The sequence below is a fragment of the Mesorhizobium sp. M0701 genome (assembly GCF_040320365.1).
In the GTDB taxonomy this organism is placed as follows: Bacteria; Pseudomonadota; Alphaproteobacteria; order Rhizobiales; family Rhizobiaceae; genus Mesorhizobium.
On the sequence record NZ_JAMYPO010000053.1, the window covers coordinates 1 to 25247 of the forward strand.

The window sequence follows — 25247 nt, forward strand, 5'->3', positions numbered from 1 at the left end:
CGGCTGCGTCGCAATTTTGAGCGGCAGTGGCGTTCTGCCAAGCAAACACAGTGCAAACCGCTAGAACCAAGCCGGATGCGCCGTATGCTCTGGTTCGTCTCAAAGTCATTGTTGCTGGACCTCTGCCACTCGCTGATATTCAACCTTACCACATCTGCTGACACACGAGCCACGGTGACCACGGCCGTCACAGTTAGCGCATTTCTCATATTCAAGCTTTGATGTTGATCAACCGATCAACCCGCGCGTAGGGCGCGATTTGCGAGCGGCTCCCCATATCATCGGCGGTCCAGCAGAGATTCTTTTGTCACCGGCCAGGCGCATCATTCTGGTGTAGGACCTATTTGCGCTGACTAAGAAGCCCCGTCAGCAAACGAACTCGGTCACAGCACTGTATTGGCGGTATCCCTCTAGCGACTCGAACCCCCGAAATTTGCAGCGGAACGTTCCGCCGTCCGTCGCCCCTCCGATGCGCACGTCGCTACTCGTCTTTGCCGGAGACGTACCCGTGACCGTTGATTTTATTGGCTTTTTCGTTGGCCAAAATCAGAAATCTTCCCGTATTGTTCCGCACGGTCCCGCGGCTGATTATGGTCGGTCGTCTTTGCCCTAGATCAATGAATGCCCAGTTCATGCCGATAGGCTTTTAGGGGATTAACCGAAAGGTTGCCTGGAAGAGAGAGAATGCACAGGCGAGGACGACTATCCATTGGCCAAACGTCACTGACTGACAGGAAAACATAGAGGATGTCTGGTTCTTCTGTCGAATTGACAGTGCGTTGATAGAAAGCGAAATCTGATACGACACCCGCGTTGCCTTGTCTTGAAGCAACCGTGGTCTAGTAGCCGAAAGGAAGAACTGGGCTTGGGAGGACAAGCATGGGTGAGGATCTATCCGGTCATCACGCCGACCGCGTTCAGGCCGCGATCGCTTCGGACGCGGCGGCGAAGTCCGCGCTGGTCGCTTCCTGGCGACGGTCTTCCAGTCTGCACCGGCTCGATCCGGCCGATTGCAGCCCCCCACGCTACCTGACAGAGGCGGAATTGGGACAGGCCCGGCAACGCATCGGGCCGCTCGTCCGGGTTGCTCAATCAAGCCTGGACCGGCTCTATCTTGCGGTGGGCGGCGTTGGATGCTGCGTCCTGCTCGCCGATCGCGACGGCGTGCCGGTCGAACGGCGCGGCGCGCCTGTGGACGACGAGACGTTTCGTTCCTGGGGGTTATGGACAGGGTCCGTCTGGAACGAGGAGAGCGAGGGCACCAATGGTATCGGCACCTGCCTGGTGGAACAGCGCGTCCTGACGATCCACCGTGATCAGCATTTTCACACGCGCAACACCGGGCTGAGCTGCACCACGGCTCCGATCTATGATCACCGTGGAGACCTTGTGGCTGCGCTTGACGTGTCTTCCTGCCGGGCTGATCTGACCGAGGTCTTCTCCAACCTTATTTCTATGGCCGTCGTCGACGCGGCGCGTCGGATCGAGGCGGAGAACTTCAAGATGGCATTCCCCAAGGCGCGCATTCTGCTGGCGCCGGTGCCCGACAAGGGTTCCGGCGCGTTGATCGCGGTTGATGCGGACGACCTTGTGGTCGGCGCGACCCGTTCGGCTCGCCTGGCGCTTGGAATTACGCAACAGTGTCTCGACAAGCCGATGCCTGCGGCCGATCTGCTCGGTTGGGCCGAGAGCGGCCCCGAAGTCCTCGCCGAGGCGGAGCGCGGCGTCCTGCAGCGGGCGCTGGCGCGGGCAGACGGAAATGTCTCGGCCGCGGCCCATGCGCTCGGCATCAGTCGCGCCACGCTTCACCGCAAGCTCAACCGCCTGGACGTCCACAGGTCCCACTGACTTTTGAAACGTCGCATGACTGTCGCAATTCTGCGACACATCCCGCCCGCCCACTGTCCCCGGCGTATTGGCAATAGCGGTGGGAGATCGCAAGTGTCTTCCCGAAGCGTCGCATTCCGCGGCGTCAGCCTTGGGAGGAAGACACATGAACAAGGTAGAATTCTCACGCCCGGTCAAGGCGCCCTTCGATAAGCGCTACGGCAATTTCATCGGTAGCAAATGGGCCGAGCCGCGTTCGGGCCGTTATTTCGAAAACTTCTCGCCGGTGAATGGTCAGTTGCTCTGCGAGGTGGCTCGCTCGGATGCCCAGGACATCGAGGCGGCTTTAGACGCTGCCCATGCCGCCAAGGACGCCTGGGGGCGCACGAGCGTGGCCGAGCGCTCACTCATCCTCAATCGCATCGCCGACCGCATGGAGGAAAACCTCGATCTCCTCGCATGTGCCGAAACCTGGGACAACGGCAAGCCGATCCGCGAAACGACCGCCGCCGACCTGCCTCTAGCCATCGACCATTTTCGCTATTTCGCCGGTGCCTTGCGTGGCCAGGAAGGCAGCCTTTCGCAGATCGACGACGATACCGTTGCCTATCATTTCCATGAGCCGCTCGGCGTGGTCGGCCAGATCATCCCCTGGAACTTTCCGCTGCTGATGGCCTGCTGGAAGCTTGCTCCCGCGCTTGCCGCCGGAAACTGCGTCGTGCTGAAGCCTGCCGAGCAGACGCCGGCTGCCATCTTGCTGTGGGCCGATCTTATCGGCGATCTGCTGCCGCCGGGTGTGCTCAACATCGTCAACGGCTTCGGCCTCGAAGCCGGCAAGCCGCTCGCGTCGTCGCCGCGCATTGCCAAAATCGCCTTTACCGGCGAGACCACGACGGGCCGGCTGATCATGCAATATGCCAGCCAGAACCTTATCCCCGTAACACTGGAATTGGGCGGCAAATCGCCAAACATCTTCTTCAAGGATGTTGTCGCCGAGGATGACGATTTCTTCGACAAGGCGATCGAAGGCTTCGTCATGTTTGCGCTAAACCAGGGCGAGGTCTGTACCTGCCCGAGCCGCGCGCTCATCCATGAATCGATCTACGATACGTTCATGGAACGCGCCCTCAAGCGCGTCGAGGCGATCGTGCAGGGCGATCCGCTCGACCCGGCAACGATGATCGGTGCCCAGGCATCATCCGAGCAGTTGGAGAAGATCCTGTCCTATATCGACATCGGCCGCCAGGAAGGCGCGGAGGTGCTGACCGGTGGCGCCCGCAACGTCCTGCCCGGCGATCTCGCCGGCGGCTACTACATGAAGCCTACGGTGTTCAAGGGCCACAACAAGATGCGCATCTTCCAGGAAGAGATCTTCGGACCGGTGGTCTCGGTCACGACCTTCAAGGACGACGACGAAGCGCTCAGCATAGCCAACGATACGCTCTACGGCCTCGGCGCCGGTATCTGGACACGCGACAGCAATCGCGCCTACCGGTTCGGCCGCGCGATCCAGGCGGGCCGCGTCTGGACCAACTGCTACCACGCCTATCCCGCGCATGCGGCCTTCGGCGGCTACAAGCAGTCCGGCATCGGCCGCGAGACGCACAAGATGATGCTCGACCACTACCAGCAGACCAAAAACATGCTGGTCAGCTACAGCCCGAAGAAGCTCGGCTTCTTCTGATCGCCGGTTTGACCCACAGGCGCGGCTCCGCGAGGGGCCGCGCCAAAGGCTGGAAATCGGAAAACATGATGCGAGCGAAGATTACCGCGACACCGGCAGCCCTTGAACTGTTCGCCGAGATCGTTGCCGAGCACGGTCCGGTGCTGTTTCATCAATCCGGCGGCTGCTGCGACGGCTCTTCGCCCATGTGCTACCCGCGTGCCGGCTTCATCGTCGGCGACCACGACGTGCTGCTCGGCCATATCGGCGACGCGCCGTTCTACATCGGAGCGTCGCAATTCGAGGCCTGGAAGCATACCGATCTCATCATCGACGTTGTGCCTGGTCGCGGCGGCATGTTCTCGCTCGACAACGGGCGCGAGAAGCGGTTCCTGACGCGGTCGACAATCTGTGCCGTATAGGTGAAACCTGCCGGTTTTGATTTCGAACAAGGAAGGCGCCGCCGCAATCTCTACCTTCCGAAGATGATCCTCAATCTGCTCATCGGCACCGTCGTCATAAGTTTGACGGTCTTGATCCATACCTTCGGTCTGATCGCCATCACGCACGCGATGGGACACCTGGTCGCCCGGTTTCGCATGCACGGACGCCGCAGCCGTATCGTCGCAATGATCAGCGTGGTGATGGGACTCTTTGCCGTCATGACCACGGAGGTCTGGCTCTGGGCGGGCCTGTACCGGTTGCTTGATATCTTCGCTGACTTCGAAACCGCGCTCTATTTTTCGACCATTACCTTTTCGACCGTCGGCTATGGCGACATCGTGCCCGCTCACGCGTGGCGTGTCCTGGCGGCGCTCGAAGGCGTCAACGGGTTTCTGCTCATCGGCTGGTCGACCGCCTACCTGATTGCGGCAGGCACCCGCATCGGCCCGTTCAAGGCCGGCGAGCATTTCTGAACGGGCGATCGTTCAGACCGCTACGGAATGCCTGGCTGTACCGGTTTCGAAATATTTGTCGAACTTCGCTGCGGTGCTTCTGACAAAGGGCCGGCTTTCCGCCGGCACGACGAAGCGGTCACCATCAAGTTCAAGCAGCCGCGCAGGACCATGAAGAGCCGTGGAACTCGCCTTGAGGAGAAGTCTTTGGCCGGCTTCGCCAAAGCGCTCCACCAGCTCAATCGCCGAGAAGGCGAAGTCACACATCAATCGCTCGATGATCCAGCCGCGAACGCGGTCGTCTTCGGAAAGCGCAATGCCTCGGACCGCTGCCAGCCCTCCTTCTGCAACCATGCGTCCATATTCGGCGGTCGAAGGAATGTTCTGTGCATAGCCCTGGCGAAACTGGCTGATGGATGACGGGCCAAGGCCGATCAAGGTCTCGCAGCGATCCTCGGTATAGCCCTGGAAGTTCCGGTGCAGTGTTCCGGCGCGGGCGGCAAGCGCGAGGGCATCGCCCGGTTTGGCGAAATGGTCGAGCCCGATTGCTTCGTATCCCTGGTCCACGATCGCCCGCGCCGCAAGTCGCGATTGAGCAAACCGCTCTGCCGGACCCGGCAGCCATGCCTCGTCGATCATCGTCTGATGTTTCTTAAACCACGGCACATGGGCGTAGCCAAAAAGCGCTATCCGATCCGGTTCCAGGGTCAGTGCCTGCGCGACGGTGGAGGAGACGCTCTCCCTGGTCTGGTGTGGCAAGCCGTAGAGCAGGTCCAGATTGACCGATTCGACGCCGCGCGAACGAACGCCGTCGACTACCGCTTTGGTCTGCAAAAAGCTCTGCTCGCGGTTAATTGCCTTTTGCACCTTCGGGTCAAAATCCTGGACGCCGAGGCTCGCACGGGCCATGCCGATTTCGGCGAGTGCGTCGAGGCGGGCATCGTCCATATCATTGGGTTCGATTTCGACGCTGATCTTGGCGCCGGGAAGAAAGGTGAAGCTGTTGCGCAGGACGGTTCCCACCGCCACCAGATCCTCCGGTTTGAGCATCGTTGGCGAACCGCCGCCGAAATGGACGGCACGCACGCGGCCCTTGCCTGCGACAAGACTGGCGACGGTGGCGATCTCGGCATGCAGCGAGCGAAGATACGTGCTCACCGGTTCGTAGTGGCGTGTCTGCTTGGTATGGCAGGCACAGAACCAGCAAAGCTTGTCGCAGTACGGGATGTGCAGATAGAGCGATATCTCGTGGCCCTCGTCGAGCGCCTGCAGCCAGCCTCGACAAACGGCAGCATCGACGCTTGCATTGAAATGCGGCGCTGTCGGGTAGCTCGTATAGCGCGGCACGTTCTCACCAAGTCTGGCAACTAATTCTGGCCGCACGCCTCTATCCGCTCCACTTTGCATGGCCCGACTTTCACCACATTACTGGCCGGCAGCCTTGATTTCGGTCAAAGTCCGCTGTGGACAAACTGCCGCAAGGATTTTCCTGCCGCCGATGCTATCTTGCCGGCAGTTTGGGTCCTCGGACGATCATGATGACAGTGCGTCAGGATATTCACAGCACCGGCATTCCAGTGCTTTGCCGATCATGCGAAGCGCGCCACCATGGCGTCTGCGGCGCGCTCGATCCCGATCAACTGGTGGGCCTCGCAAAGACCTCATCGAAGCATACCGTTGAACCGGGCGCAGAACTGATTGGTGACACCGAGACCGTCGACCGTTATTCGAACGTGCTTTCCGGCGTGGTGAAGCTCACAAAGAGCCTGTCGGACGGACGCCAGCAGATTGTCGGCCTCCAGTTTGCCCCCGATTTTCTAGGCAGTCCCTTCAAGGTGGAAAGCGCGATCAACGCCGAAGCCGCAACCGCCGTTTCGGTGTGTTCATTTCCAAAGGCCGCCATCGAGCGCATGATGAAGGAATCGCCGGAACTCGAGCATCGTCTGCTCAAGCAGACGCTGAACGAACTCGACGAAGCCCGCGACTGGATGGTGACGCTGGGGCGCAAGAGTGCTGCGGAAAAGGTGGCGAGCTTTCTCCTGATGATCGCCAGGAATATCGATCCTACGCTTGACCCGGCGGCCCAGTCGACAAGCTTTGACCTGCCGCTGAGGCGCGCCGACATCGCCGATTTTCTCGGCTTGACGATCGAGACGGTCAGCCGCCAGTTGACCAGACTGAGAACAGACAGCGTAATCCGGATCGACAACAACCGGCACGTGACTGTGGAGAACATGAGCCGGCTGCAGCGACGCTCCGGCGCCTAACTGGCATCGACGACCCCGATCATCGGCAAGACGTGCTCGCGTTCGAAGGCGATATGCCGGCGCAAGCTTTCGAATAAGCCGCGCAGCATGAAGCCGACAGCCTCGGCATTGTCGACTGTCTCGCCATGGCCGATCGCCAGCAGGATTTCAGTCACCTCGCCGGCAAAGCATTGGTCCTCGACGTGTTCTGCGCGCAATCGACGAGTTGAAGCAAGGTTGGCATCGCTGCCAGTCAAAGCAGCCTCGTACGCCGGAAAGATAACCGTCTCCTCGTATTGGTGAATGTTGCGCAACAGCGGAACGATCGCGTTGGCCACGCCAATACACTTCAGGCGATCTGCGGCCGGCAACGTGTCGGCGATCTTTTCCAAGGCGTCACAGAGCCGCAGCTTTTCCCCATGGGCACGTTTCATCACAGCGCTAGGGAGGAACTCTCGATCGAACCGTCCGACCGGCATCGAAATCTCGCGGCGGGCTTCAAACAGCGACGATTTCCGCTCGTTCTCCCCGTCCAATGAAAGCCTCCTGATCGTTTGCGAGTTGGAAGCTGCCCAACCCAAAAGCAAATGGCTTTGACATGGATCAAGGCAGCGACGACGCGACTGCTGAATTGGTGTCAAGCGGATTGGTATCCGCGCATCCCAATCCGAGGTCGGGGACAGGTCATGAAGTTCGGCACGCAAATCTTCGCCTTGGGCCTGTTCACATTTGCGGCCCTTGTGGCAGCCGGGTTCGGTGTGGACGAGCCATTCCGGCAGCATATGTGGGTACTGTTTTTTGTGCTGCTCGGCTTTGTCGCCATCCTCATCCGCAACACGAATTTCGAAGTGGCTGCTCCGATCGACCCGTCCGCCTACATGGATGGGCCAATCCGCTATGGCGCCATCGCCACCATGTTCTGGGGTGTCGTCGGCATGCTGGTCGGCGTCGTCATTGCGCTGCAACTTGCCTACCCCGATCTCAACATTCAGCCCTGGTTTAACTTCGGCCGTTTACGGCCATTGCATACGTCGGGCGTCGTCTTCGCCTTCGGCGGCAATGCGCTGCTCTGCACGTCCCTGTATGTCGTCCAGCGCACCTGCCGCGCTCGGCTGTTCGGCGGCGATCTCGGCTGGTTCGTGTTCTGGGGCTACCAGCTCTTCATCGTCATGGCCGCGACCGGCTACCTGCTCGGCATCACCGAGAGCCGCGAATACGCCGAGCCCGAATGGTATGTGGACATCTGGCTAACCATCGTCTGGGTCGCCTATCTCATCCTGTTCCTCGGCACGATCCTGAAGCGCAAGGAGCCGCACATCTACGTCGCCAACTGGTTTTACCTCTCCTTCATCGTGACCATCGCGATGTTGCATGTGGTCAACAACCTCTCGATGCCGGCCTCATTCCTGGGTTCCAAGAGTTACTCCGCCTTTTCCGGCGTCCAGGACGCCCTGACGCAATGGTGGTACGGCCACAACGCCGTCGGCTTTTTCCTCACCGCCGGCTTCCTCGGCATGATGTATTACTTCGTGCCCAAGCAGGCGAACCGGCCGGTCTATTCCTACCGCCTGTCGATCATCCACTTCTGGGCGATCATCTTCCTCTACATCTGGGCCGGTCCGCATCACCTGCACTACACCGCCCTGCCTGATTGGGCGCAGACGCTCGGCATGGTGTTTTCGATCATGCTGTGGATGCCGTCATGGGGCGGCATGATCAACGGGCTGATGACGCTGTCGGGCGCCTGGGACAAGCTACGCACCGATCCGATCATCCGCATGATGGTGATGGCCATCGCCTTCTACGGCATGTCGACCTTCGAGGGCCCGATGATGTCGATCAAGGCGGTCAATTCGCTGTCGCACTATACCGACTGGACCATAGGTCACGTGCACTCCGGTGCGCTCGGCTGGGTCGGCATGATCTCGTTCGGCGCGATCTATTACATGGTGCCGAAGCTTTGGAACCGCCAACGGCTCTACTCGCTGCGGCTGGTCACCTGGCACTTCTGGCTGGCGACGCTCGGCATCGTCGTCTACGCGGCCGTCATGTGGGTGTCCGGCATCATGCAGGGCCTGATGTGGCGCGAATACGACGAGCAGGGCTTCCTGGTCTACTCCTTCGCCGAAACCGTGGCCGCCATGCACCCCTACTATGTCATGCGTGCCATCGGCGGGGCCATGTACCTCTCCGGCGCCCTGGTCATGGCCTGGAACATCGCCATGACCATCCTCGGCTACCAGCGCGAGGAGGAGCCGATGCCCGGCGCTGTTCCCGCCCTTCAGCCTGCCGAATAAGGAGCCAGACAATGGGCTTGATGGACAAACACGCGATCATCGAGAAGAACGCTACGCTCCTTCTCGTTGGCTCCCTTCTTGTGGTGACGGTCGGCGGCATCGTCGAGATCGCACCGCTCTTCTATCTCGACAACACGATCGAGAAGGTGGAGGGCATGCGCCCTTACTCGCCACTCGAACTGGTGGGGCGCAACATCTATGTGCGCGAGGGCTGCTACCTCTGCCACAGCCAGATGATCAGGCCATTCCGCGACGAAGTCGAGCGCTATGGGCATTACAGCCTGGCGGCCGAGTCGATGTACGATCATCCCTTCCAGTGGGGATCGAAGCGCACCGGACCGGACCTCGCCCGGGTTGGCGACCGCTACTCTAATCTATGGCACGTCGAGCACCTTACGGATCCGCGTTCGGTGGTGCCGGAATCGATCATGCCGAGCTACGCATTTCTGAAGGACGCGCCGATCGACGTGAAGGACTTCTCGACGCATCTGGTCGCCAACCGCCGTGTCGGTGTCCCTTACAACGATGACATGATCGCGCACGCCAATGCCGATCTGATGGCGCAGGCCGATCCCAACGCCGACACATCCGGCCTCGAGGCCCGCTACCCCAAAGCCAAGATCGGCGACTTCGACGGCAACCCGCAACAGGTCACCGAAATGGATGCCCTCGTCGCCTATCTCCAGATGCTCGGCACGCTGGTCGATTTCAAGAACTACGACGAAGCCGCCGGCTACCGCTGAGAGGAGTTTTACCCATGGATTACAATTTGATGCGGGAGTTCGCCGACAGCTGGGGCCTGGTCGCCATGGCTCTGTTCTTTGTCGGCGCGATCGCCTTTGCCCTGCGCCCCGGCAGCCGCAAGCTGGCCGACGAAGCCGCCCGGATTCCCCTTGAGGACGAGTGATCATGAGCGACGAGCATATCGATGAGATCTCTGGCGTTTCGACCACTGGTCATGAATGGGATGGTATTCGCGAGCTGAACAACCCGCTCCCGCGCTGGTGGGTCATTACCTTCTACATCACCATTGTCTGGGCGATCGGATATACCATCGCCTATCCGGCATGGCCTCTGCTGCATTCGGCAACCAAGGGCGTGCTGGGTTACTCCAGCCGCAACGAGGTCGGTCACGAGTTGATGGCGGCCGAGGTGGCCAAGGGCAAATACGTCACGGCAATAGAATCGAAAAACGTCTCTGAGATCGCCGCCGACGATACACTGCGCGAATTCGCGGTCGCTGCCGGCGGCGCCGCGTTCAAGCTCAATTGCGTGCAGTGCCATGGTTCCGGCGCCCAGGGCTCCAAGGGCTTCCCCAACCTCAATGACGACGACTGGCTGTGGGGCGGCAAGGCGGACCAGATCCAGCAGACGATTACGCATGGCATCCGCTTCGCCTCCGATCCGGATACGCGCCTGTCGGAAATGCCAGCGTTCGGCGACATCATCACCGCAGACCAGATCAAACAGGTCAGCGCCTATGTTGCCAGCCTGTCCGAAACCGTCGGCGATCAATCGTTGGTGGCGCCCGGTGCCAGGGTTTTTGCCGAAAATTGCGTGGCCTGTCACGGCGACAATGCGACAGGCAACAAGGAGTTCGGCGCTCCGGATCTGACCGATGCTATCTGGCTCTACGGATCGGGCGAAGCGGCCATCGCCGCCCAGGTCGCCGCGCCGCAACAGGGCGTGATGCCGGCCTGGGGCGCGCGGCTGGGCGAAACCAGGATCAAGGAGCTGGCGGTCTACATACATTCGCTAGGCGGTGGAGAATAGGAACGGGGGTCTATTCTCCGGCCCTCACCGTCCAAGCGACGAGGCCCGGCTCTGCCGGGCCTCGATTTGTTTGCGTGTACCTGGCGTTTGACCTGCATCAACGCGGCGCAATCCATTCGGCGGCAAAATCCGCTCGACGCTGTATTTCGCGCACCTGTCTGCACCCAGCCAGGTCACGTGCCCGGCGAAATCACAAGTTCCGTGACGGGAGAGACCAGTGCTGGACAATACGCAGGTAGAACGGCTCGAAGCCGAGGCGGTCAACTCCGCCAAAGTGCGACAGCCGATGTATGCCGCGCGCAAGAAGATCTTCCCGAAGCGAGCCTCCGGAAATTTTCGTCAGTTCAAATGGCTGGTGATGGCGGTCACCCTTGGTATCTACTATCTGACGCCTTGGCTGCGGTGGGACCGTGGCCCGTTTGCCCCTGACCAGGCCGTGCTGCTCGATGTCGCCAACCGGCGTTTCTACTTCTTCTTCATCGAGATATGGCCGCAGGAATTCTACTATGTGGCTGGTCTTCTGGTCATGGCTGGCGTCGGTCTTTTCCTGATCACGTCGACTGTCGGCCGTGCTTGGTGCGGCTATACATGCCCGCAGACCGTGTGGGTCGATCTGTTTCTGGTCGTCGAGCGGGCCATCGAGGGCGACCGCAACGCGCGCATGAAGCTTGACGCCGGGCCGTGGACTGCCCGCAAGCTGGTGCAGCGCGTATCGAAACACGCCATCTGGCTGATCATAGGTGCAGCGACCGGCGGCGCCTGGATCTTCTACTTCGCCGATGTGCCGACCCTGCTCGGCGAACTCTTCACCGGCACGGCAGCGCCTGTCGCCTACATCACCGTCGCCGTGCTGACAGCGACTACCTATACGTTCGGCGGGCTGATGCGCGAGCAGGTCTGCACCTATATGTGCCCATGGCCGCGCATCCAGGCAGCCATGCTCGACGAAAACTCGCTCACCGTGACGTACAATGACTGGCGCGGCGAACCGCGCTCACGTCACGCCAAGAAGGCGCAAGCCGCGGGGAAGGCAATCGGCGATTGCGTCGACTGCAATGCCTGCGTCGCCGTCTGCCCGATGGGGATCGATATTCGCGACGGCCAACAGCTTGAATGCATCACCTGCGCGCTTTGCATCGACGCCTGCGACGGCGTTATGGACAAGCTTGGCAAGGAGCGCGGGTTGATCTCCTACGCGACCCTCTCCGACTACAACGCCAACATGATGCTAGCGACCGCGCGCGGTTCCAGTGCAGTCAATCCGTCGCTGGTCAGAACCGCTGACGGCCTGTTTTCACACAGTGTGGCTCATTTCCACATTCGCAAGATCTTTCGCGCCCGCACCTACGTGTACATGGCTATGTGGGGGCTGATCGGCCTGGGCCTGCTCTATTCGCTGATGACGCGCGACCGGCTCGAGATCAACGTCTTGCACGACCGCAATCCGCAATTCGTGACGCTGTCCGACGGCTCCATCCGCAATGGCTACACCGTCAAGCTGCTGAACATGATCCCCGAACCAAGAACGATCATCGTCACCATAGGGGGCTTGCCAGGCGCAGAGATGAGCATCGTCGGCGTCGATCTTCCCGCCGATCGTTCTTTCGCGATCCAGGTCGAACCCGACCGGCTTAAGATGTTGAAGGTTTTCGTGCGCCTGCCTGCTGATGAGATCCATGGCGAAGCGCAGACCTTCACACTCCGGGTCGAGGACAAAGCGAGTTTCGAGTCGAACGAATACATCGCCACCTTCAACGCCCCGGAGATCCCCAGATGAACGCCACCACGCGAAAGTCCCGCGAATTCACCGGCAGGCACGTGTTGGCCATCATCCTCGCCTTTTTCGGCGTGGTCATCGCGGTCAATCTGACGATGGCGACGCTTGCCAACACAAGCTGGACCGGTCTTGTCGTCGAAAACACCTATGTGGCGAGCCAGCAATTCAACAAGAAGGCTGAGGAAGGGCGCGCGCAGGCAGCGCTTGGCTGGACCGGCAAGCTGACCATCTCATGGGGCGAAGTCCGCTATAGCCTCACCGACGCTGCCGGCAAGTCGGTTCCCTTGCATGGCGTGAAGGTGCTGTTTCGCCATCCCGCTTACGAGAAACAGGATGAGGCCGTCACGCTCGCCCTCGCCTCGGGTCAGGAGTTTGCAGTGCAGCACATGCCAAGGGATGGTGTCTGGATCGTCGAAATCGACGCCGATGCCGGTCTGGCAAGACCTTATCGCGACGTCCGCAGAATCGTGATTTCCCATGGAGCGCTGCAATGAGCTGTTGTGCACCAGGTGCTGAAATGGCGCTGGATCTGGGCAACGCTACATCCGTCCTGCCGTCAAGCGAAGAGGTCAAGCTGGCGAGCCGGTCGCTTAGCGATGGCCTTAGCCAGACCGATCTTTCAGTTCCGACGGTTCATTGCGCAGCCTGCATCCAGACAATCGAGACAGCGTTGGCAAAACTCGATCACGTCGAGGCCGCTCGCGTCAACCTGTCAACGAAGCGTGTCTCGGTCCGGTGGCGCGGGGACGAGGCCCCACCATTCGTCGCCATGCTGGGGCGGCTAGGTTACCAGGCGCATTTGTTCGAACCCGAGATTGGTGAAAAGGACAAAACGCTCTCGGAGCTTATCCGCGCCGTCGCTGTTGCCGGATTTGCGGCGGGCAACATCATGCTGCTGTCGGTTTCGGTCTGGTCCGGTGCCGAGGGCGCGACCCGCGATTTGTTCCACTGGGTCTCGGCACTGATCGCCATCCCCGCACTCGCCTTCGCCGGCGGCATCTTCTTCAAGTCGGCCTGGAATGCCTTGTGTCACGGCCGCATGAACATGGACGTGCCGATCGCGGTCGGCGTGTCGCTGGCCTATGCGATGAGCCTCTATGAGACGATCACCCATGGCGACCACGCCTATTTCGACGCGTCGGTGTCTCTGCTGTTCTTCCTGTTGATCGGCCGCACGCTGGATCACGTGATGCGCGAACGCGCCCGCACCGCCGTGAAAGGCCTGTCACAACTGGCCGCGCGTGGCGCCATGGTGCTGCGCGACGATGGCGCACGCGACTATCTGCCGGTTGGCGAGATCGAACCGGGCATGCTGTTGCTGATAGCGGCCGGCGAAAGGATCCCCGTCGACGGCAAGATCATTCAGGGGACCTCGGATCTGGACTGCTCGTTGGTTTCAGGGGAGAGCACGTCCCGAAACGTGGCGCCAGGCGGACCCGTGCAGGCCGGTGTCCTCAATCTTACCGGCTCTCTGACGGTCGAGGCGACAGCCGCCGCGAGGGATTCGTTCCTGGCGGAAATGGTTCGGCTGATGGAGGCCGCAGAGGGCGGTCGCGCCCATTATCGCCGCATCGCCGACCGCGTTTCGGCGCTCTATGCTCCGGTGGTTCATCTGACCGCCTTCGTGGCATTCGTTGGCTGGATGGCGGCGACTGGCGACTGGCACCGGGCGATAACCATCGCCATTGCGGTTCTCATCATCACGTGCCCATGTGCCCTCGGCCTCGCCGTGCCGATCGTTCAGGTGGTCGCTGCGCGGCGCCTGTTCGAGAACGGCATCATGGTCAAGGATGGTTCTGCCATGGAGCGCCTGGCGATGATTGATACCGCAGTGTTCGACAAGACTGGAACACTCACGCTCGGCCAGCCCCGCCTGGTCAATGCGGGCTCAATCGATCCGGGCATGCTGGCCATCGCGGCAGACATGGCCGCGCATTCGCGTCATCCGTTTTCAAAGGCCATAGCCGGCTTTGCCGCTCCTGGCGGGCAGCACAAATTCGATGCCGTCACCGAGCATCCGGGGTTCGGCATCGAAGCCACTGTCGCCGGAAATATCTGGCGGCTGGGCCGGCGCGGATGGGCTGGATGGAAGGCCCGAACCGGCGGCGAAGGCAAGCATGGCTTTGGCGGGACGGTCCTGACGAAAGACGGGATCATTGGCGCCACATTCGATTTCGAGGATGCGCTACGTGCCGACGCTGGAGCGGCCATCCGACAGTTGAACGATGCGGGGATATCGGTGGAAATGCTGTCGGGCGACACTGCGGCAGCCTGCGCCGGTGTCGCGAAAATGCTGGGTGTCGACGACTTCGTTCCGTGCCTGATGCCGTCCGGCAAGGTCGAACGCATCGAGACCCTGGCGAAAGACGGACACAAGGTTCTGATGGTTGGCGACGGTCTCAACGACACGCCTGCACTGAGTGCGGCGCACGTCTCGATCGCTCCAGCCACCGCCGCCGACATTGGCCGCAACGCAGCGGACTTCGTATTCCTGCGCGAAAGCCTTCTGGCAGTGCCTCTCGCACTGGACGTCTCGCGCAAGGCGGGAAGCCTGATCCGCCAGAACATCGCGATCGCAATCGTCTACAATGCTGTTGCCGTGCCGATCGCCATACTGGGACATGTCACGCCTCTTATCGCAGCGATCGCCATGTCCGCTTCGTCGCTGCTTGTGATAGGAAATGCGCTGCGCCTGCAAAGTTCCACGCCAAATTCGCCGGCGAAAAATGTTCGGCGCGACAGACGTTTCGACATCAACACATTGGCCCGATCCTCATGACAACCCTTGCCTACCTCATACCTGTGGCCCTCTTCCTTGGTGCGCTTGGACTGGGGAGCTTCCTGTGGGCTTTGAGGAGTGGCCAGTACGAAGATCTCGACGGCGCCGCCGAGCGGATCCTTATCGAGCGGGAAGACAAGCCCGGCCGCTAGCCAAATGCTGATGCAATAACCGAGCCACGACCTTCTCCACCTCGATCATGCCGCGCAAGATCGCTGTGTCCGAGGTTCTTGCCTGCCAAGACTGAACTCCAGCAATTTGCGCCAGCGCAAAGAAACGCCGCGTCACGTCAGATAGCTTCTACTCATCTGCAATGGTTGAGAGATAGGAGACTGACATGATCACGCGACGCGAAGCCCTCTTCGGAGCAGCGATTGGCGCTGCCGCCGCGGCGGCGCTGCCCGCATTTTCAGCAACGGTGACAAAGGCAGACCTTCGCGGGCTCCCTCGCGAAAAGATCAAGCTCGTCGCACCGCCGTTCGTGCATCCGCACGATCAGGTCGCCAAGGGCGGACCAAAAATCGTCGAGTTCACCATGACGATCGAGGAAAAGCCTGTCGTAATCGATGCCGACGGCACGACGCTCAACGCGATGACCTACAATGGTTCGATCCCTGGCCCGCTGATGGTCGTACATCAGGACGACTATCTCGAGCTGACGCTCATCAATCCCGACACCAACTCACTCGCCCACAACATCGACTTCCACGCTGCGACCGGCGCTCTGGGCGGCGGCGGTCTCACGCTGATCAATCCGGGCGAACAGGTGACCTTGCGCTTCAAGGTGACGCGAACGGGAACGTTCGTCTATCACTGCGCGCCTGGGGGCGCGATGATCCCTTGGCATGTCGTCTCCGGCATGAGCGGCGCAATCATGGTCCTGCCGCGCGATGGGCTCAGGAACGACAAGGGCGAGCCGGTCAAATACGACAAGATCTTCTACATCGGCGAGAACGACTTCTATATTCCGCGCGACGAGAAGGGCAATTTCAAGAGCTACGAATCGGCCGGTGACGGTTACGACGACATCGTCAAGGTCATGCGCGGGCTGATCCCGACGCATGTCGTGTTCAACGGCAAGGTCGGATCCCTGACGGGCGACAACGCCATGAAGGCGAAAGTCGGCGAGACCGTGTTGATCGTCCATTCGCAGGCCAACCGCGATACGAGGCCGCATCTGATCGGCGGGCACGGAGACTATGTCTGGGAACAGGGCAAGTTCGCCAACCCGCCGGCCAAGGACCTGGAAACCTGGTTCATCCGCGGCGGTTCGGCGGGCTCGGCGCTCTACACGTTCCTGCAACCGGGCATCTACGCCTACGTCAATCACAATCTGATTGAGGCTGTGGAACTCGGAGCGACCGCTCACTTCATGGTCGAGGGCGAGTGGGATGACGACCTGATGACGCAGGTAGAGGCGCCTAAACCCATCGTCACCAACTGACGGCACTCCAATTTGCCCGGGCAGCGACGCTGTCCGGGCATGGACGAAAGCCATGCCTCCTTTCATCTTGAAGGTTCTCCCGGTCGCCCTGGCCGCCGCTGCTGTTCCGGTGGGGCTCTCGATACGGGCGGTCTTCGGGGATAGACAACACCATCCCATCGCCATGACGGTCACCTTGCCCCCTGGTTCGATCACCTATCCGACTCCGGGCGAGTTCCTGAAAGAGGGACGCCCGCAAGGCAATCCCCGCCTCGAGCGGCAACTCAACAGACCTCTCGAGATGATGGCCTATCAGGTCAGCGCGGCCGACTACGCGAACTGTGTGTCGGCTGGAAGCTGTCAGCCGGCACAGGAGACGCACGCGATCCCGAGCAATGCTCCGGTGACAGGGGTGAGTTATCTCGATGCCAATGCCTACGCCCGGTGGTATTCGGAAGTGACCGGCGGCCAATGGCGGCTGCCATCCGATGAAGAATGGGCCTTTGCCGCCGCGGAGCGGTTCGCCGGCGAATTTGAGGGGGTCGAAAACGACGCCAGCAACCCCGCCAGACGTTGGCTCACCAGCTACAAGGCCGAGGTGGACCTTAATCGCAAACCGGACCCGTTGCCCAAGAGCCGTGGCTCTTTTGGGTTCAATTCCCTGGGCCTCGCCGACTTTTCCGGCAATGTCTGGGAGTGGACTTCGACCTGCTATGTCCGCACCACGTTGGCTGCGGATGGAAGCGGTGTTGCGAGTTCGGTCGACAATTGCGGCGTCCACGTCCTTGAAGGGCTTCACAGAGCCTACATGTCGAACTTCGTCAGTGACGGGAAAAGCGGAGGCTGTGCCGTTGGCACGCCTCCCGACAATCTGGGATTCAGATTGGTCCGGGACCATTCGGGATGGGCAAGCCGGATCCTTGGCTGGCTTGGCATCGTCTGAAAAACAGGAATAGCGGGCCACGTCTTCTCGACCGTCGCGAGCCCGCCCGTCGCCCTTCCCTCGCCTCACCGTGCCTTGGGTGTCGTCAACGCGGTTCCGTGGATCAGGAGGAAGCCGGCGAATGCCGCCATCCATGCGGCGCCGGCCATATCGATCACCGCGTCTGAGGGGACGAAGGCGGCCAGGATTCTCAATGATCCCGCGAGAAGGAGGACTACGAAGATGAACGAGGTGCCTTTCCCGGCCTTGAGCTCCCGCCCTGTGTGCCCGAGCGTTGCGCGGGTCATCACGGCAAGCGTCATTGAGCCGACCGCACCAGTGCCGAGCGCGTGAAGTCCTGCCGCCGCCGGGACGGCATCCGGGAAGAAGATCGACGCCGAGACAAGGGCGAGACCGATGGGCACGAAAGCATAGGCAAGATGGAGGATGAGCACGAGCGGATCCCGCAACGTGCGTTCACCAGCCCAGCGCGACAGACGCCACGCCTGACAGATTGCGGCGACGGCCATGAGCATTCCTGAGACACTGTTGCCGGGGGCGAACGTCCACGCTCCCAGCGCGATGGCTGAGATGGCTAGCGATGCGATGTCGAAACGATCGAACGGCACAGGCAGCCTGCCAGGATTTTTGCGTACGAGCCAGTTGCGCGTGAAGCTCGGAATGATGCGCCCGCCGATCAGCGAGATGAGCATGATCGCCGCGGCCATCCCGAGCCTGCGGCTGACGTCGGATGTGCCTTGAAGGTGCGCCTCGATGTGGAACGCGCTGTTGGCGCAAGCCAGGACGGCAAGCGGCAGCAGTACTTTCAGATTGCGCCAGTTCCGTCCCGAGACGATTTCGCGTGCCGCCGCCGTGGCGACCGCAAGCAGAAAAGAACCGTCGATCACAGCGGCTGCTTCCCAACCGATATCCGCCGAGAAGAAGACAGCGATACGGCCCGCTAGCCACAAGACAACCAGCGCCAGCAGCGGCAGGCCTTGCACAGGCAGCCGGCCGGTCCAATTCGGGATCGCGGTCAACAGGAACCCGGTAACGATCGCAGGCAGATAACCAAACAGCATCTCGTGGACATGCCAGTCGACGGGAACGAATGCACTGTGGGCATTGAATTCGCCCGCATAAATCGGCAGCCAAAGCAGAATCGAGAGTCCGGCATAAAGCGATCCGAGGAAGAAGAAGGGCCTGAACCCGTAGGAAAGAAACGCGGGCCCGGCGTATGCCCGAAGGCGTGGAATCCCCATGACTATATCCTCAAATGAAAAGGGCCGGATGACCGCCGCCCTCGGTTCGTCCGGCCCGCGCCCGCCCCCTTTGTGGCAGGCAGGCATGCTGGTCAGTTGGCCGGGACCTGGGTAAACAGGTCGGCAAACACCGTCTTTGCCTTCCCCGCATGTTTGACCGTCTTGGCTGTGTCGAGGTTGACCGGCTTGCCGACAACGATCAGCGCGACCATGCCCATGCCGTAGTGAGGCGCGCATTTGACGCCGTACACACCTTCCTGGGTCAGTGTGACGGTGATCTCCTCGTTGGGCTTCCCCTTGAAAGGTTCGGCGCCATCCGGGATCATACCCTTGATCGACTCCGCATCGTGGCCCTTGTCGATCGGCACGAACTTGACGGTGTCGCCGGGTGCCGCCTTGACGAAGGCCGGCTGGAAAACCATGGCGCCTTTTTCGCCCTTGTTGAGCATTTGCACCACATGCTCTTCCGCGCTTGCGCCGCCGGCGAGCGCGAGGAGGGAGATTGCGGCAGCGAGGATGGAGAGTTTCATCGATTTGTCCTTTGTTTGGTCTTCGCGGCATTGCGCCGTTCCATGCCATTTAGCTTGATGCGGCCGGGGACAATTTGCGCTGGCGCAAACTCGGGATAAGAAAGGTCTCCCGCACGACTGATGCGGAACCGTAGGGCTGTGAGGGATCCGCTTGGCTGCGTTGGATCGATCGGTGATTTCTGGACTGCCCCTCTTCCAGGGGCTTACGCCCGACGAGCAGAGCGAGATCGTACAAAATGCGCGGTCGTCTCGTTATGCCAAGGACACGGCGATCTTCGAGCAGGAAGCCGAGGCCCATTCGTTTTTCGTGCTGATCGCCGGGCACATACGCGTTGTCCGCACCACGCCTGACGGGCAGCAGGTCATCGCCAGATACATCAGTGAAGGCGAAATTTTTGGCGTCGCCGCAGCACTAGGGCGAACGACCTACCCCGCCAGTGCGGTCGCCGCGGTGGACTGCGTGGTGCTGGCCTGGCCCAACGCTCTCTGGCCGGACCTGGCGCGACGGTTCCCCGTGTTTGGGGCAACCACCTACAGGACGGTTGGAACCAGGCTGCAGGAGACCCAGACGCGGGTGGTGGAGATGTCCACGGCACAGGTGGAGCAGCGGGTTGCCCATGCGCTGCTGCGACTGGCGAACCAGACCGGCCGAAAGACCGACAGCGGTATCGAAATCGACTTCCCGATTTCGAGGCAGGACATTGCCGAGATGACAGGAACGACGCTGCACACCGTAAGCCGTCTGCTCAGCAAGTGGGAAGACCACGGAATAATTGTCAGCGGGCGCCAGAAAGTCACCGTGAAGGATGCTCATCGCCTTGTGGTTCTCGCCGAGAACCGGGACAAGGGCTGACCTTCAGCTTTCGCGCCGAACAGCCGATTCCAGGTCCAAAATGAAGCAGGTCTGGTTGATCCGATGCTCGCGGCATGCTTCGGCCACGGTATGGAAACTGCCGATCGGGCAGCCCACGCAAAGCATCCTGTAGTTCACCACCACGGCCACCGTTGCCGGCCATTTTCTCATGATCTCGTCAACGACCATATCAGAGTTGATCGAACTGCGCTGCTTCACGATGAAGTCTCCGCGATATGCGAGGTCTCGTCATAAATCGCGCGCGGGCTGCCTTCGTTGCGCTTTCGCAACTTTGATGAGCGTCTGCCAGGAAAACTAGACGAACGTCATGACCACGATTGCACCGACGACGATCAGAACAAGCCCGCCGATCAGCATAGGGAGCAGTGTGTTGTTCAGGTCGACGCCGGACGAATTGCTTGGCCATCGGTGTGTCGTTTTTGTTTGAGTCAGTCATGCTTGTCTCCACGGACAGGCAGACGCGCATCGCGCGGCGTTGCGGCTGATTGTGGGTTTACCCACGCTAATTGGGATGCGCAGCGCGCGATCCATGAACAGCGCCGCAACCTCGGGTGGGCAAATGCCGTGCACGGTTGCGCGAAACAGCTTTAGCCAACGCCGGAAATGCGCCACTCCAAGGCCGGAGATCGCCAGGTGTGGCGGTAATGGACGGCCTTCATAACGGGACGACCGGAGCAGCGTAGCGGACCAGAAGTCGCACATCTTAGCCAGATGACGCGGCCACACCTCAGGCTGGATAGCGTCATGAAAGATGGGGCCGAGAAGGTCGTCGCGGCGAATCTTGTCATAGAAGCCGTGAACCACAAGACGGATCATGGCCTCGTCAAGCACGTATGGCAACGGAGTACCAACGATCGTTCTCTTGCTCCGAGCCTTCGCAGTCATGTGCACGTCCTTGCTTTTCGAGGGCCCAAAGACCTCAAGGTGATACCCGCCCTCAAACAGGCCCGCGACGCGCCGAGTGAAGTCGCGTCTACGATGGGATCGATGCATTTGCTTTCAAAGGAGGCCTTTGTCGGCATAGATCGGATCGCATCTGAAAGCCGGCGCCTCGCAGTGTCATTAGCGGCGCGCCTCTGCGGGGCATCGCTGCAGGTTCCTGTCATGGCAGCCTTGATAACAAGCGGGCAGCCCGTGGGGCCAGTCGGCTGTTTACATGAAAGTGGAGTTGCAGGCATTCGCGGCGGCCTTGGTGACGCGAACTGCGGTATGCCTGCGTAACGCTCTATCGGTGGCCGGCTGCGTGCTGCAGCCGTGCGATCAGGTCGCGGTTGCGGCAATAGTCTGGCGGATCATCAGCTTGCTGGTGTTCATCAAGCCAAGTCGAGCATTCATCCTGGTGCCCGCAGGAGCGACACCGGTCCACCGCCCGATTGGTTACGCCAACATGGTCCGGAACGACCTTCAATTGTTTGTCGACGCCGAGCTTCTGCATCATGCGGCCCATCAAGGCGGTCCTGGCGTCAACTGAAATCAGGTACTCGAGAAAACTCATGTCGTTTTACTCCCGTTTCCCGGCAGATCATCGCCATGTCGGCGACAGCTGCATTGATCTCGGTCAACAGGCCACTCCCTCTCGTGGCGACTGGGGCTGGCGTGAATGCCGCAAGGTGACAACTTTGAAGTTCCTATGTGACCGGCGGTTATACGACATAAGGGTGCAGCCGGCAGGCCGATGGGGTGAGCTCCGAAAGGTCCAGCAGGCTCGACCGCGACTATTTGGCTTCATGGGTTTTCCGTGTGCAGAACGAGCAATGGATGGTAACAAGACTGCGTTGCGGGTTCCCCGATCATAGGACTTGATTTGGACGACAAACAACCACGTAACTTGTCGACTGGTGTTCGCGCCGAAGGGCGGGGCACGGCCGAACACGACCGGCTCTCCCAGATGTTTGAGCAGGCCCCTGGTTTCATCACGTTGATGCGTGAGCCGGGCCACGTCTTCGAGCTGACCAACGCCGCCTATCAACGCCTGATTGGCCAGAGGCAGTTGATAGGAAAGTCGGTACGCGAAGCCCTTCCCGAGCTCCCAGGCCAGGGTTTCTACGAACTGCTGGACCAGGTGTACGAAACGGGCGAGCCCTACAGAGGTCAGGGCGTAAAGGTCGCTCTTCGCAACAAGGATGACGAGCCGGTCGAAGAGCGCATCCTCGATTTCGTCTATCAGCCCATCAAAGCCGACGATGGTCGCATCACGGCCATTTTTGTCCAAGGCACCGACGTCAGCGAGCTCTCCTTTGCGAACGCGGCACTTCGTTTGCGTGAAGATCATTTGCGCTCGATCCTGGCGACGGTGCCCGACGCAATGGTCGTCATCGACGAACAGGGCAGTATTCAATCCTTCAGCACGGCTGCCGAAACGCTGTTCGGTTACCAGTCGAGCGAAGTCATCGGTCAGAACGTCAATCTGCTGATGCCGTCACCCTACCGCGAAGAGCATGATGCTTATCTGCACCGGTATCTATCAACCGGTGAGCGCCGGATCATCGGGCTCGGCCGCACCGTCACTGGAATGCGCAAGGATGGCTCAACTTTTCCGATGGAACTTTCTGTCGGTGAAATGCATCCTGGAACCGGCCGCTTCTTTACCGGCTTCTGCCGCGACTTGACGGAGCGCCACAGAGCAGAGGCAAGGATACAGGAGCAGCAGCAGGAGCTTCTCCATATGGCGCGGTTTACCGCGCTAGGCGAAATGGCTTCGACACTTGCCCACGAAATCAACCAGCCCCTCACGGCAATCACGAACTACCTGAAAGGCAGTCGCCGACTTCTCGAAAAAAGCACGGAAGAGAATGCGCCGATGCTGAGGGAAGCCGTCGAAAAGGCAGCGGAACAGGCATTGAGGGCCGGAGACGTCATTCGCCACCTGCGGGATTTCGTCGCAAGAGGCGAGAGTGAGCGTCAAGTCGAACGCCTGCCGGCGATTATCGAGGAAGCCTCGTCACTGGCACTGGTCGGCTCAAGAGAAATAGACGTGCGTGTCAGCTATAAGCTCGATCCGGCCGCCGAACTGGTCTTGACGGACCGCATCCAGATTCAGCAGGTCCTGCTGAACCTGATGCGCAATGCGATAGAAGCCATGCAAGGCGCACCACGCCGTGAGTTGCAAATCATAACCGTGGCCCGTGATGACGGCATGGCTGAGGTAAGCGTGATCGACACAGGCACTGGTCTCGCGCCGGAAGTCTCCGCCCAGCTTTTCCAGCCATTTGTCACCACTAAAAAGCAGGGCATGGGCGTCGGCCTCTCTATTTGCCGTACGATCGTTGAGTCGCACGGCGGTCACATCTGGGCCGAGGCAATGCCGTCCGGAGGAACCGCCTTCCGGTTCACCTTGCGCATCGTGGAAAAGGAAGAGGTCGCCAGTGGCCGATAGCCATCTTGTGCATGTGGTCGATGACGACGTCGACGTTCGCAAATCGCTTGGTTTTCTGTTGGCGACGGCTGACTTCGCTGTGCGCCTGTACGAATCGGCGACAGCTTTTCTGGCTACGGCCACGAGCAGTCTTGACGGCTGCATCGTGACCGATGTGCGCATGCCCGGCATTGACGGCATCGAGTTCCTGCGGCAGCTCCGGACCCGCGGGCATACTATTCCGGTCATTGTCATGACAGGCCATGCCGACGTGGCGCTCGCTGTTCAGGCGATGAAGGAAGGTGCCGCCGATTTCATCGAAAAGCCGTTTGACGACGAGGTGCTGATCGAGGCGATCCGCTCCGCTTTGGACAATCGCAACCAGGCGGATGCTACACACCCACAAAGCGTGGAAATCCGCGGTCGTCTGGCGGCCCTGTCCGAGCGGGAGCGACAGGTGCTGGACGGTCTTGTGTCCGGCCTGCCAAACAAGACGATTGCTTACGATCTTGGCATCAGCCCGCGCACGGTCGAGATCCATCGCGCCAATGTCATGAGCAAAATGGCCGCGAGCAGCCTGTCGCATCTCGTGCGCATGGCATTGGTCGTGGAATCCAAACGTTAAGGCGAGTCACCATGAGACTTGTGGTTGTTTACCGGGATCCTATCCGGCATCCAGTCGCGCCAGTGGGTCGGGTGGATGTCAACGCGTGAGCGGGTGGCGGCGTTCTTCCAGCCTTCCCGCTCCTTTATGCAAGGGAAAACAAGGGTATGTTCGCCGTCCTCGTCGAGGACGGCCAGTTCGAGCTCACGACCGAACGGAGCGCTTGAGATTGGCTTCCACATCATCCCCTATGATGCGTGGAAGCGGCAGGGCCCCGCCTTGATCTGGATCATTTTTCAGAAATCGCCCACTCCCGCATCGACACTGACAGCGTGGCGTGGCCGCCATGCGAATGACGAGACCGGCCAGACATGGTCGTTGGGTCGCCGTGGGATGACCGACTCCTTGATCGTGATCAATCACCTCCCTGGCAGCAGGCGCTATGATCGAGATTCAAACGAGATCCGCGACGCCGGATAGCAGAGTCGATGAAGCACGGCGACACCCTTGCAGTCACGAAACACAGGAGATCGCGTTGATGTTGATCCGTACGCTTTCCGCCTTGGAATGTACGAAATTGCTAACGGCCAATCGAGTCGGCCGCTTGGCATGCGCGAAGGACGGGCAGCCTTATGTCGTCCCGCTGCACTATGCCCACCCGGACAATCACCTTTATGCATTTTCCATGTTGGGCAAGAAGATCGACTGGATGCGGGCCAACCCGCTGGTGTCCGTCCAGGTCGACGAACGCGGCCAAGGGCGGGGATGGAGAAGCGTGGTTGTCGACGGCCGCTATGAAGAACTGCCTGACCATATCGGCTGCAAGGTTCAGCGCGACTATGCATGGTCAGTGTTGAGCAGGCACGCCAACTGGTGGGAGCCAGGTGCCCTCAAGCCAGTGACGCCTGCCGTTTCGGACAGCACTCCGCACGTCTTTTTCAGGATCCTCATCGAGCAGGTGTCGGGCCGGGAAGCAAGCGAGTGAACCGTTCCGCCCGCTGGGTTTTGCAAAGCAGGGG

General features: G+C 60.5%; 27 protein-coding genes and 1 pseudogene. 21 read left to right on the forward strand and 7 right to left on the reverse strand.

The window, feature by feature from the left end:
* The 5 genes from NKI24_RS31210 to NKI24_RS31230 all read left to right on the forward strand — a co-directional run.
* Positions 1-222 (forward strand): hypothetical protein (locus tag NKI24_RS31210; protein ID WP_352750286.1); only part of this gene is annotated, 222 nt, incomplete at its 5' end.
* A gap of 657 nt (positions 223-879) precedes the next feature.
* The gene (locus NKI24_RS31215; RefSeq protein WP_352453031.1) at positions 880-1848 is read left to right on the forward strand and encodes a helix-turn-helix domain-containing protein; all 969 of its coding nucleotides are present in this window, start codon (positions 880-882) and stop codon (positions 1846-1848) included.
* Positions 1849-1993: 145 nt separating this feature from the next.
* Positions 1994-3511 (forward strand): aldehyde dehydrogenase, encoded by a 1518-nt coding sequence (adh, locus tag NKI24_RS31220; RefSeq protein ID WP_352453032.1) that lies wholly within the window; start codon positions 1994-1996, stop codon positions 3509-3511.
* Between the two features lie 68 nt (positions 3512-3579).
* The gene (locus NKI24_RS31225; RefSeq protein WP_352453054.1) at positions 3580-3912 is read left to right on the forward strand and encodes a DUF779 domain-containing protein; all 333 of its coding nucleotides are present in this window, start codon (positions 3580-3582) and stop codon (positions 3910-3912) included.
* Complete coding sequence (locus NKI24_RS31230) at positions 3913-4407, forward strand: potassium channel family protein (RefSeq protein WP_352750287.1); 495 nt, start codon at positions 3913-3915, stop codon at positions 4405-4407.
* A 12-nt stretch (positions 4408-4419) separates the two neighbouring features.
* Here NKI24_RS31230 and hemN read toward each other — a convergent pair whose 3' ends face one another.
* Positions 4420-5769 carry an oxygen-independent coproporphyrinogen III oxidase gene (gene hemN, locus NKI24_RS31235; RefSeq protein WP_352750288.1) on the reverse strand — a complete coding sequence of 450 codons (1350 nt, stop codon included), beginning with the start codon at positions 5767-5769 and terminating at the stop codon, positions 4420-4422.
* Between the two features lie 155 nt (positions 5770-5924).
* Between hemN and NKI24_RS31240 the strand changes: the two genes are divergently transcribed.
* Positions 5925-6653 carry a Crp/Fnr family transcriptional regulator gene (locus NKI24_RS31240; RefSeq protein ID WP_352746931.1) on the forward strand — a complete coding sequence of 243 codons (729 nt, stop codon included), beginning with the start codon at positions 5925-5927 and terminating at the stop codon, positions 6651-6653.
* Here the strand turns inward: NKI24_RS31240 and NKI24_RS31245 are convergent.
* The gene (locus NKI24_RS31245) at positions 6650-7066 is read right to left on the reverse strand and encodes a hemerythrin domain-containing protein (RefSeq protein ID WP_352694176.1); all 417 of its coding nucleotides are present in this window, start codon (positions 7064-7066) and stop codon (positions 6650-6652) included. The genes NKI24_RS31240 and NKI24_RS31245 overlap by 4 nt on opposite strands.
* A 252-nt stretch (positions 7067-7318) precedes the next feature.
* On the opposite strand from NKI24_RS31245, the gene ccoN reads away from it, so the two are divergent.
* The 10 genes from ccoN to NKI24_RS31295 all read left to right on the forward strand — a co-directional run bounded on the left by ccoN (position 7319) and on the right by NKI24_RS31295 (position 17624).
* Positions 7319-8929 (forward strand): cytochrome-c oxidase, cbb3-type subunit I, encoded by a 1611-nt coding sequence (gene ccoN, locus NKI24_RS31250; protein WP_352750289.1) that lies wholly within the window; start codon positions 7319-7321, stop codon positions 8927-8929.
* A gap of 11 nt (positions 8930-8940) precedes the next feature.
* Complete coding sequence (ccoO, locus tag NKI24_RS31255) at positions 8941-9672, forward strand: cytochrome-c oxidase, cbb3-type subunit II (protein WP_352750290.1); 732 nt, start codon at positions 8941-8943, stop codon at positions 9670-9672.
* A gap of 14 nt (positions 9673-9686) precedes the next feature.
* On the forward strand, positions 9687-9836 hold the full coding sequence (locus NKI24_RS31260) for a CcoQ/FixQ family Cbb3-type cytochrome c oxidase assembly chaperone (protein WP_023759205.1): 150 nt from the start codon (positions 9687-9689) through the stop codon (positions 9834-9836).
* 2 nt (positions 9837-9838) lie between these two features.
* Positions 9839-10702, forward strand: coding sequence for a cytochrome-c oxidase, cbb3-type subunit III (gene ccoP, locus NKI24_RS31265; protein WP_352746922.1), 864 nt, complete (start codon positions 9839-9841; stop codon positions 10700-10702).
* 217 nt (positions 10703-10919) lie between these two features.
* Entirely contained in the window at positions 10920-12479 is a 1560-nt protein-coding gene (gene ccoG, locus NKI24_RS31270) for a cytochrome c oxidase accessory protein CcoG (RefSeq protein ID WP_352750291.1), read from the forward strand.
* Positions 12476-12973 carry a FixH family protein gene (locus NKI24_RS31275; protein ID WP_352746916.1) on the forward strand — a complete coding sequence of 166 codons (498 nt, stop codon included), beginning with the start codon at positions 12476-12478 and terminating at the stop codon, positions 12971-12973. The genes ccoG and NKI24_RS31275 overlap by 4 nt, the downstream gene beginning before the upstream one ends.
* Entirely contained in the window at positions 12970-15258 is a 2289-nt protein-coding gene (locus NKI24_RS31280; RefSeq protein ID WP_352750292.1) for a cation-translocating P-type ATPase, read from the forward strand. Before NKI24_RS31275 ends, NKI24_RS31280 begins: the two co-directional genes overlap by 4 nt.
* Positions 15255-15410, forward strand: coding sequence for a cbb3-type cytochrome oxidase assembly protein CcoS (gene ccoS / locus NKI24_RS31285; RefSeq protein ID WP_023720408.1), 156 nt, complete (start codon positions 15255-15257; stop codon positions 15408-15410). Before NKI24_RS31280 ends, ccoS begins: the two co-directional genes overlap by 4 nt.
* 185 nt (positions 15411-15595) lie before the next feature.
* The gene (nirK, locus tag NKI24_RS31290; RefSeq protein ID WP_352453043.1) at positions 15596-16702 is read left to right on the forward strand and encodes a copper-containing nitrite reductase; all 1107 of its coding nucleotides are present in this window, start codon (positions 15596-15598) and stop codon (positions 16700-16702) included.
* Positions 16703-16754: 52 nt separating this feature from the next.
* Complete coding sequence (locus tag NKI24_RS31295; RefSeq protein ID WP_352453044.1) at positions 16755-17624, forward strand: SUMF1/EgtB/PvdO family nonheme iron enzyme; 870 nt, start codon at positions 16755-16757, stop codon at positions 17622-17624.
* A 65-nt stretch (positions 17625-17689) separates the two neighbouring features.
* On the opposite strand, the gene NKI24_RS31300 is transcribed toward NKI24_RS31295, so the two are convergent.
* Both NKI24_RS31300 and NKI24_RS31305 read right to left on the reverse strand, forming a co-directional pair.
* A complete protein-coding gene (locus tag NKI24_RS31300; RefSeq protein ID WP_352750293.1) occupies positions 17690-18865 on the reverse strand; it encodes an NnrS family protein in 1176 nt (391 codons plus the stop codon).
* Positions 18866-18957: 92 nt separating this feature from the next.
* On the reverse strand, positions 18958-19395 hold the full coding sequence (locus NKI24_RS31305) for a pseudoazurin (RefSeq protein WP_352453046.1): 438 nt from the start codon (positions 19393-19395) through the stop codon (positions 18958-18960).
* A gap of 151 nt (positions 19396-19546) precedes the next feature.
* Between NKI24_RS31305 and NKI24_RS31310 the strand changes: the two genes are divergently transcribed.
* Entirely contained in the window at positions 19547-20248 is a 702-nt protein-coding gene (locus NKI24_RS31310) for a Crp/Fnr family transcriptional regulator (protein ID WP_352453047.1), read from the forward strand.
* A 3-nt stretch (positions 20249-20251) separates the two neighbouring features.
* Here the strand turns inward: NKI24_RS31310 and NKI24_RS31315 are convergent, their stop codons facing one another.
* Positions 20252-20467, reverse strand: a complete 216-nt coding sequence (locus tag NKI24_RS31315) for a DUF1858 domain-containing protein (RefSeq protein WP_352453048.1) — start codon at positions 20465-20467, stop codon at positions 20252-20254.
* 234 nt (positions 20468-20701) lie between these two features.
* Positions 20702-21154 carry a group III truncated hemoglobin gene (locus NKI24_RS31320; protein ID WP_352746904.1) on the reverse strand — a complete coding sequence of 151 codons (453 nt, stop codon included), beginning with the start codon at positions 21152-21154 and terminating at the stop codon, positions 20702-20704.
* Positions 21155-21312: 158 nt separating this feature from the next.
* Here NKI24_RS31320 and NKI24_RS31325 point away from each other — a divergent pair.
* Positions 21313-21455, forward strand: a pseudogene (locus NKI24_RS31325) (c-type cytochrome); the annotation flags it as partial.
* Positions 21456-21494: 39 nt separating this feature from the next.
* On the opposite strand, the gene NKI24_RS31330 reads toward NKI24_RS31325, so the two are convergent.
* The gene (locus NKI24_RS31330) at positions 21495-21764 is read right to left on the reverse strand and encodes a DUF6455 family protein (protein ID WP_352453050.1); all 270 of its coding nucleotides are present in this window, start codon (positions 21762-21764) and stop codon (positions 21495-21497) included.
* Positions 21765-22157: 393 nt separating this feature from the next.
* Here NKI24_RS31330 and NKI24_RS31335 point away from each other — a divergent pair, with 393 nt between their 5' ends.
* The 3 genes from NKI24_RS31335 (at position 22158) to NKI24_RS31345 (ending at position 25213) form a co-directional block, all read left to right on the forward strand.
* Positions 22158-23645: a PAS domain S-box protein gene (locus NKI24_RS31335; RefSeq protein WP_352750303.1), complete on the forward strand. Its 1488-nt coding sequence runs from the start codon at positions 22158-22160 to the stop codon at positions 23643-23645.
* Positions 23635-24249, forward strand: a complete 615-nt coding sequence (gene fixJ / locus NKI24_RS31340) for a response regulator FixJ (RefSeq protein ID WP_352453051.1) — start codon at positions 23635-23637, stop codon at positions 24247-24249. Before NKI24_RS31335 ends, fixJ begins: the two co-directional genes overlap by 11 nt.
* Positions 24250-24766: 517 nt before the next feature.
* Entirely contained in the window at positions 24767-25213 is a 447-nt protein-coding gene (locus NKI24_RS31345; RefSeq protein WP_352746945.1) for a pyridoxamine 5'-phosphate oxidase family protein, read from the forward strand.
* Positions 25214-25247 lie beyond the last annotated feature (34 nt).

Excerpts from the sequence above, each read along its gene's own strand:
- NKI24_RS31275 (WP_352746916.1), top strand. The coding sequence starts at position 12,476 with ATGAACGCCACCACGCGAAAGTCCCGCGAATTCACCGGCAGGCACGTG.
- ccoP (WP_352746922.1), top strand. The coding sequence starts at position 9,839 with ATGAGCGACGAGCATATCGATGAGATCTCTGGCGTTTCGACCACTGGT.
- NKI24_RS31320 (WP_352746904.1), bottom strand. The coding sequence starts at position 21,154 with ATGACTGCGAAGGCTCGGAGCAAGAGAACGATCGTTGGTACTCCGTTG.
- NKI24_RS31295 (WP_352453044.1), top strand. The coding sequence starts at position 16,755 with ATGCCTCCTTTCATCTTGAAGGTTCTCCCGGTCGCCCTGGCCGCCGCT.
- NKI24_RS31335 (WP_352750303.1), top strand. The coding sequence starts at position 22,158 with ATGTTTGAGCAGGCCCCTGGTTTCATCACGTTGATGCGTGAGCCGGGC.
- NKI24_RS31260 (WP_023759205.1), top strand. The coding sequence starts at position 9,687 with ATGGATTACAATTTGATGCGGGAGTTCGCCGACAGCTGGGGCCTGGTC.
- NKI24_RS31345 (WP_352746945.1), top strand. The coding sequence starts at position 24,767 with ATGTTGATCCGTACGCTTTCCGCCTTGGAATGTACGAAATTGCTAACG.
- ccoN (WP_352750289.1), top strand. The coding sequence starts at position 7,319 with ATGAAGTTCGGCACGCAAATCTTCGCCTTGGGCCTGTTCACATTTGCG.
- NKI24_RS31245 (WP_352694176.1), bottom strand. The coding sequence starts at position 7,066 with ATGAAACGTGCCCATGGGGAAAAGCTGCGGCTCTGTGACGCCTTGGAA.
- NKI24_RS31215 (WP_352453031.1), top strand. The coding sequence starts at position 880 with ATGGGTGAGGATCTATCCGGTCATCACGCCGACCGCGTTCAGGCCGCG.
- NKI24_RS31225 (WP_352453054.1), top strand. The coding sequence starts at position 3,580 with ATGCGAGCGAAGATTACCGCGACACCGGCAGCCCTTGAACTGTTCGCC.
- NKI24_RS31240 (WP_352746931.1), top strand. The coding sequence starts at position 5,925 with ATGACAGTGCGTCAGGATATTCACAGCACCGGCATTCCAGTGCTTTGC.
- NKI24_RS31330 (WP_352453050.1), bottom strand. The coding sequence starts at position 21,764 with ATGAGTTTTCTCGAGTACCTGATTTCAGTTGACGCCAGGACCGCCTTG.
- NKI24_RS31280 (WP_352750292.1), top strand. The coding sequence starts at position 12,970 with ATGAGCTGTTGTGCACCAGGTGCTGAAATGGCGCTGGATCTGGGCAAC.
- ccoS (WP_023720408.1), top strand. The coding sequence starts at position 15,255 with ATGACAACCCTTGCCTACCTCATACCTGTGGCCCTCTTCCTTGGTGCG.
- adh (WP_352453032.1), top strand. The coding sequence starts at position 1,994 with ATGAACAAGGTAGAATTCTCACGCCCGGTCAAGGCGCCCTTCGATAAG.
- nirK (WP_352453043.1), top strand. The coding sequence starts at position 15,596 with ATGATCACGCGACGCGAAGCCCTCTTCGGAGCAGCGATTGGCGCTGCC.
- NKI24_RS31300 (WP_352750293.1), bottom strand. The coding sequence starts at position 18,865 with ATGGGGATTCCACGCCTTCGGGCATACGCCGGGCCCGCGTTTCTTTCC.
- NKI24_RS31305 (WP_352453046.1), bottom strand. The coding sequence starts at position 19,395 with ATGAAACTCTCCATCCTCGCTGCCGCAATCTCCCTCCTCGCGCTCGCC.
- ccoO (WP_352750290.1), top strand. The coding sequence starts at position 8,941 with ATGGGCTTGATGGACAAACACGCGATCATCGAGAAGAACGCTACGCTC.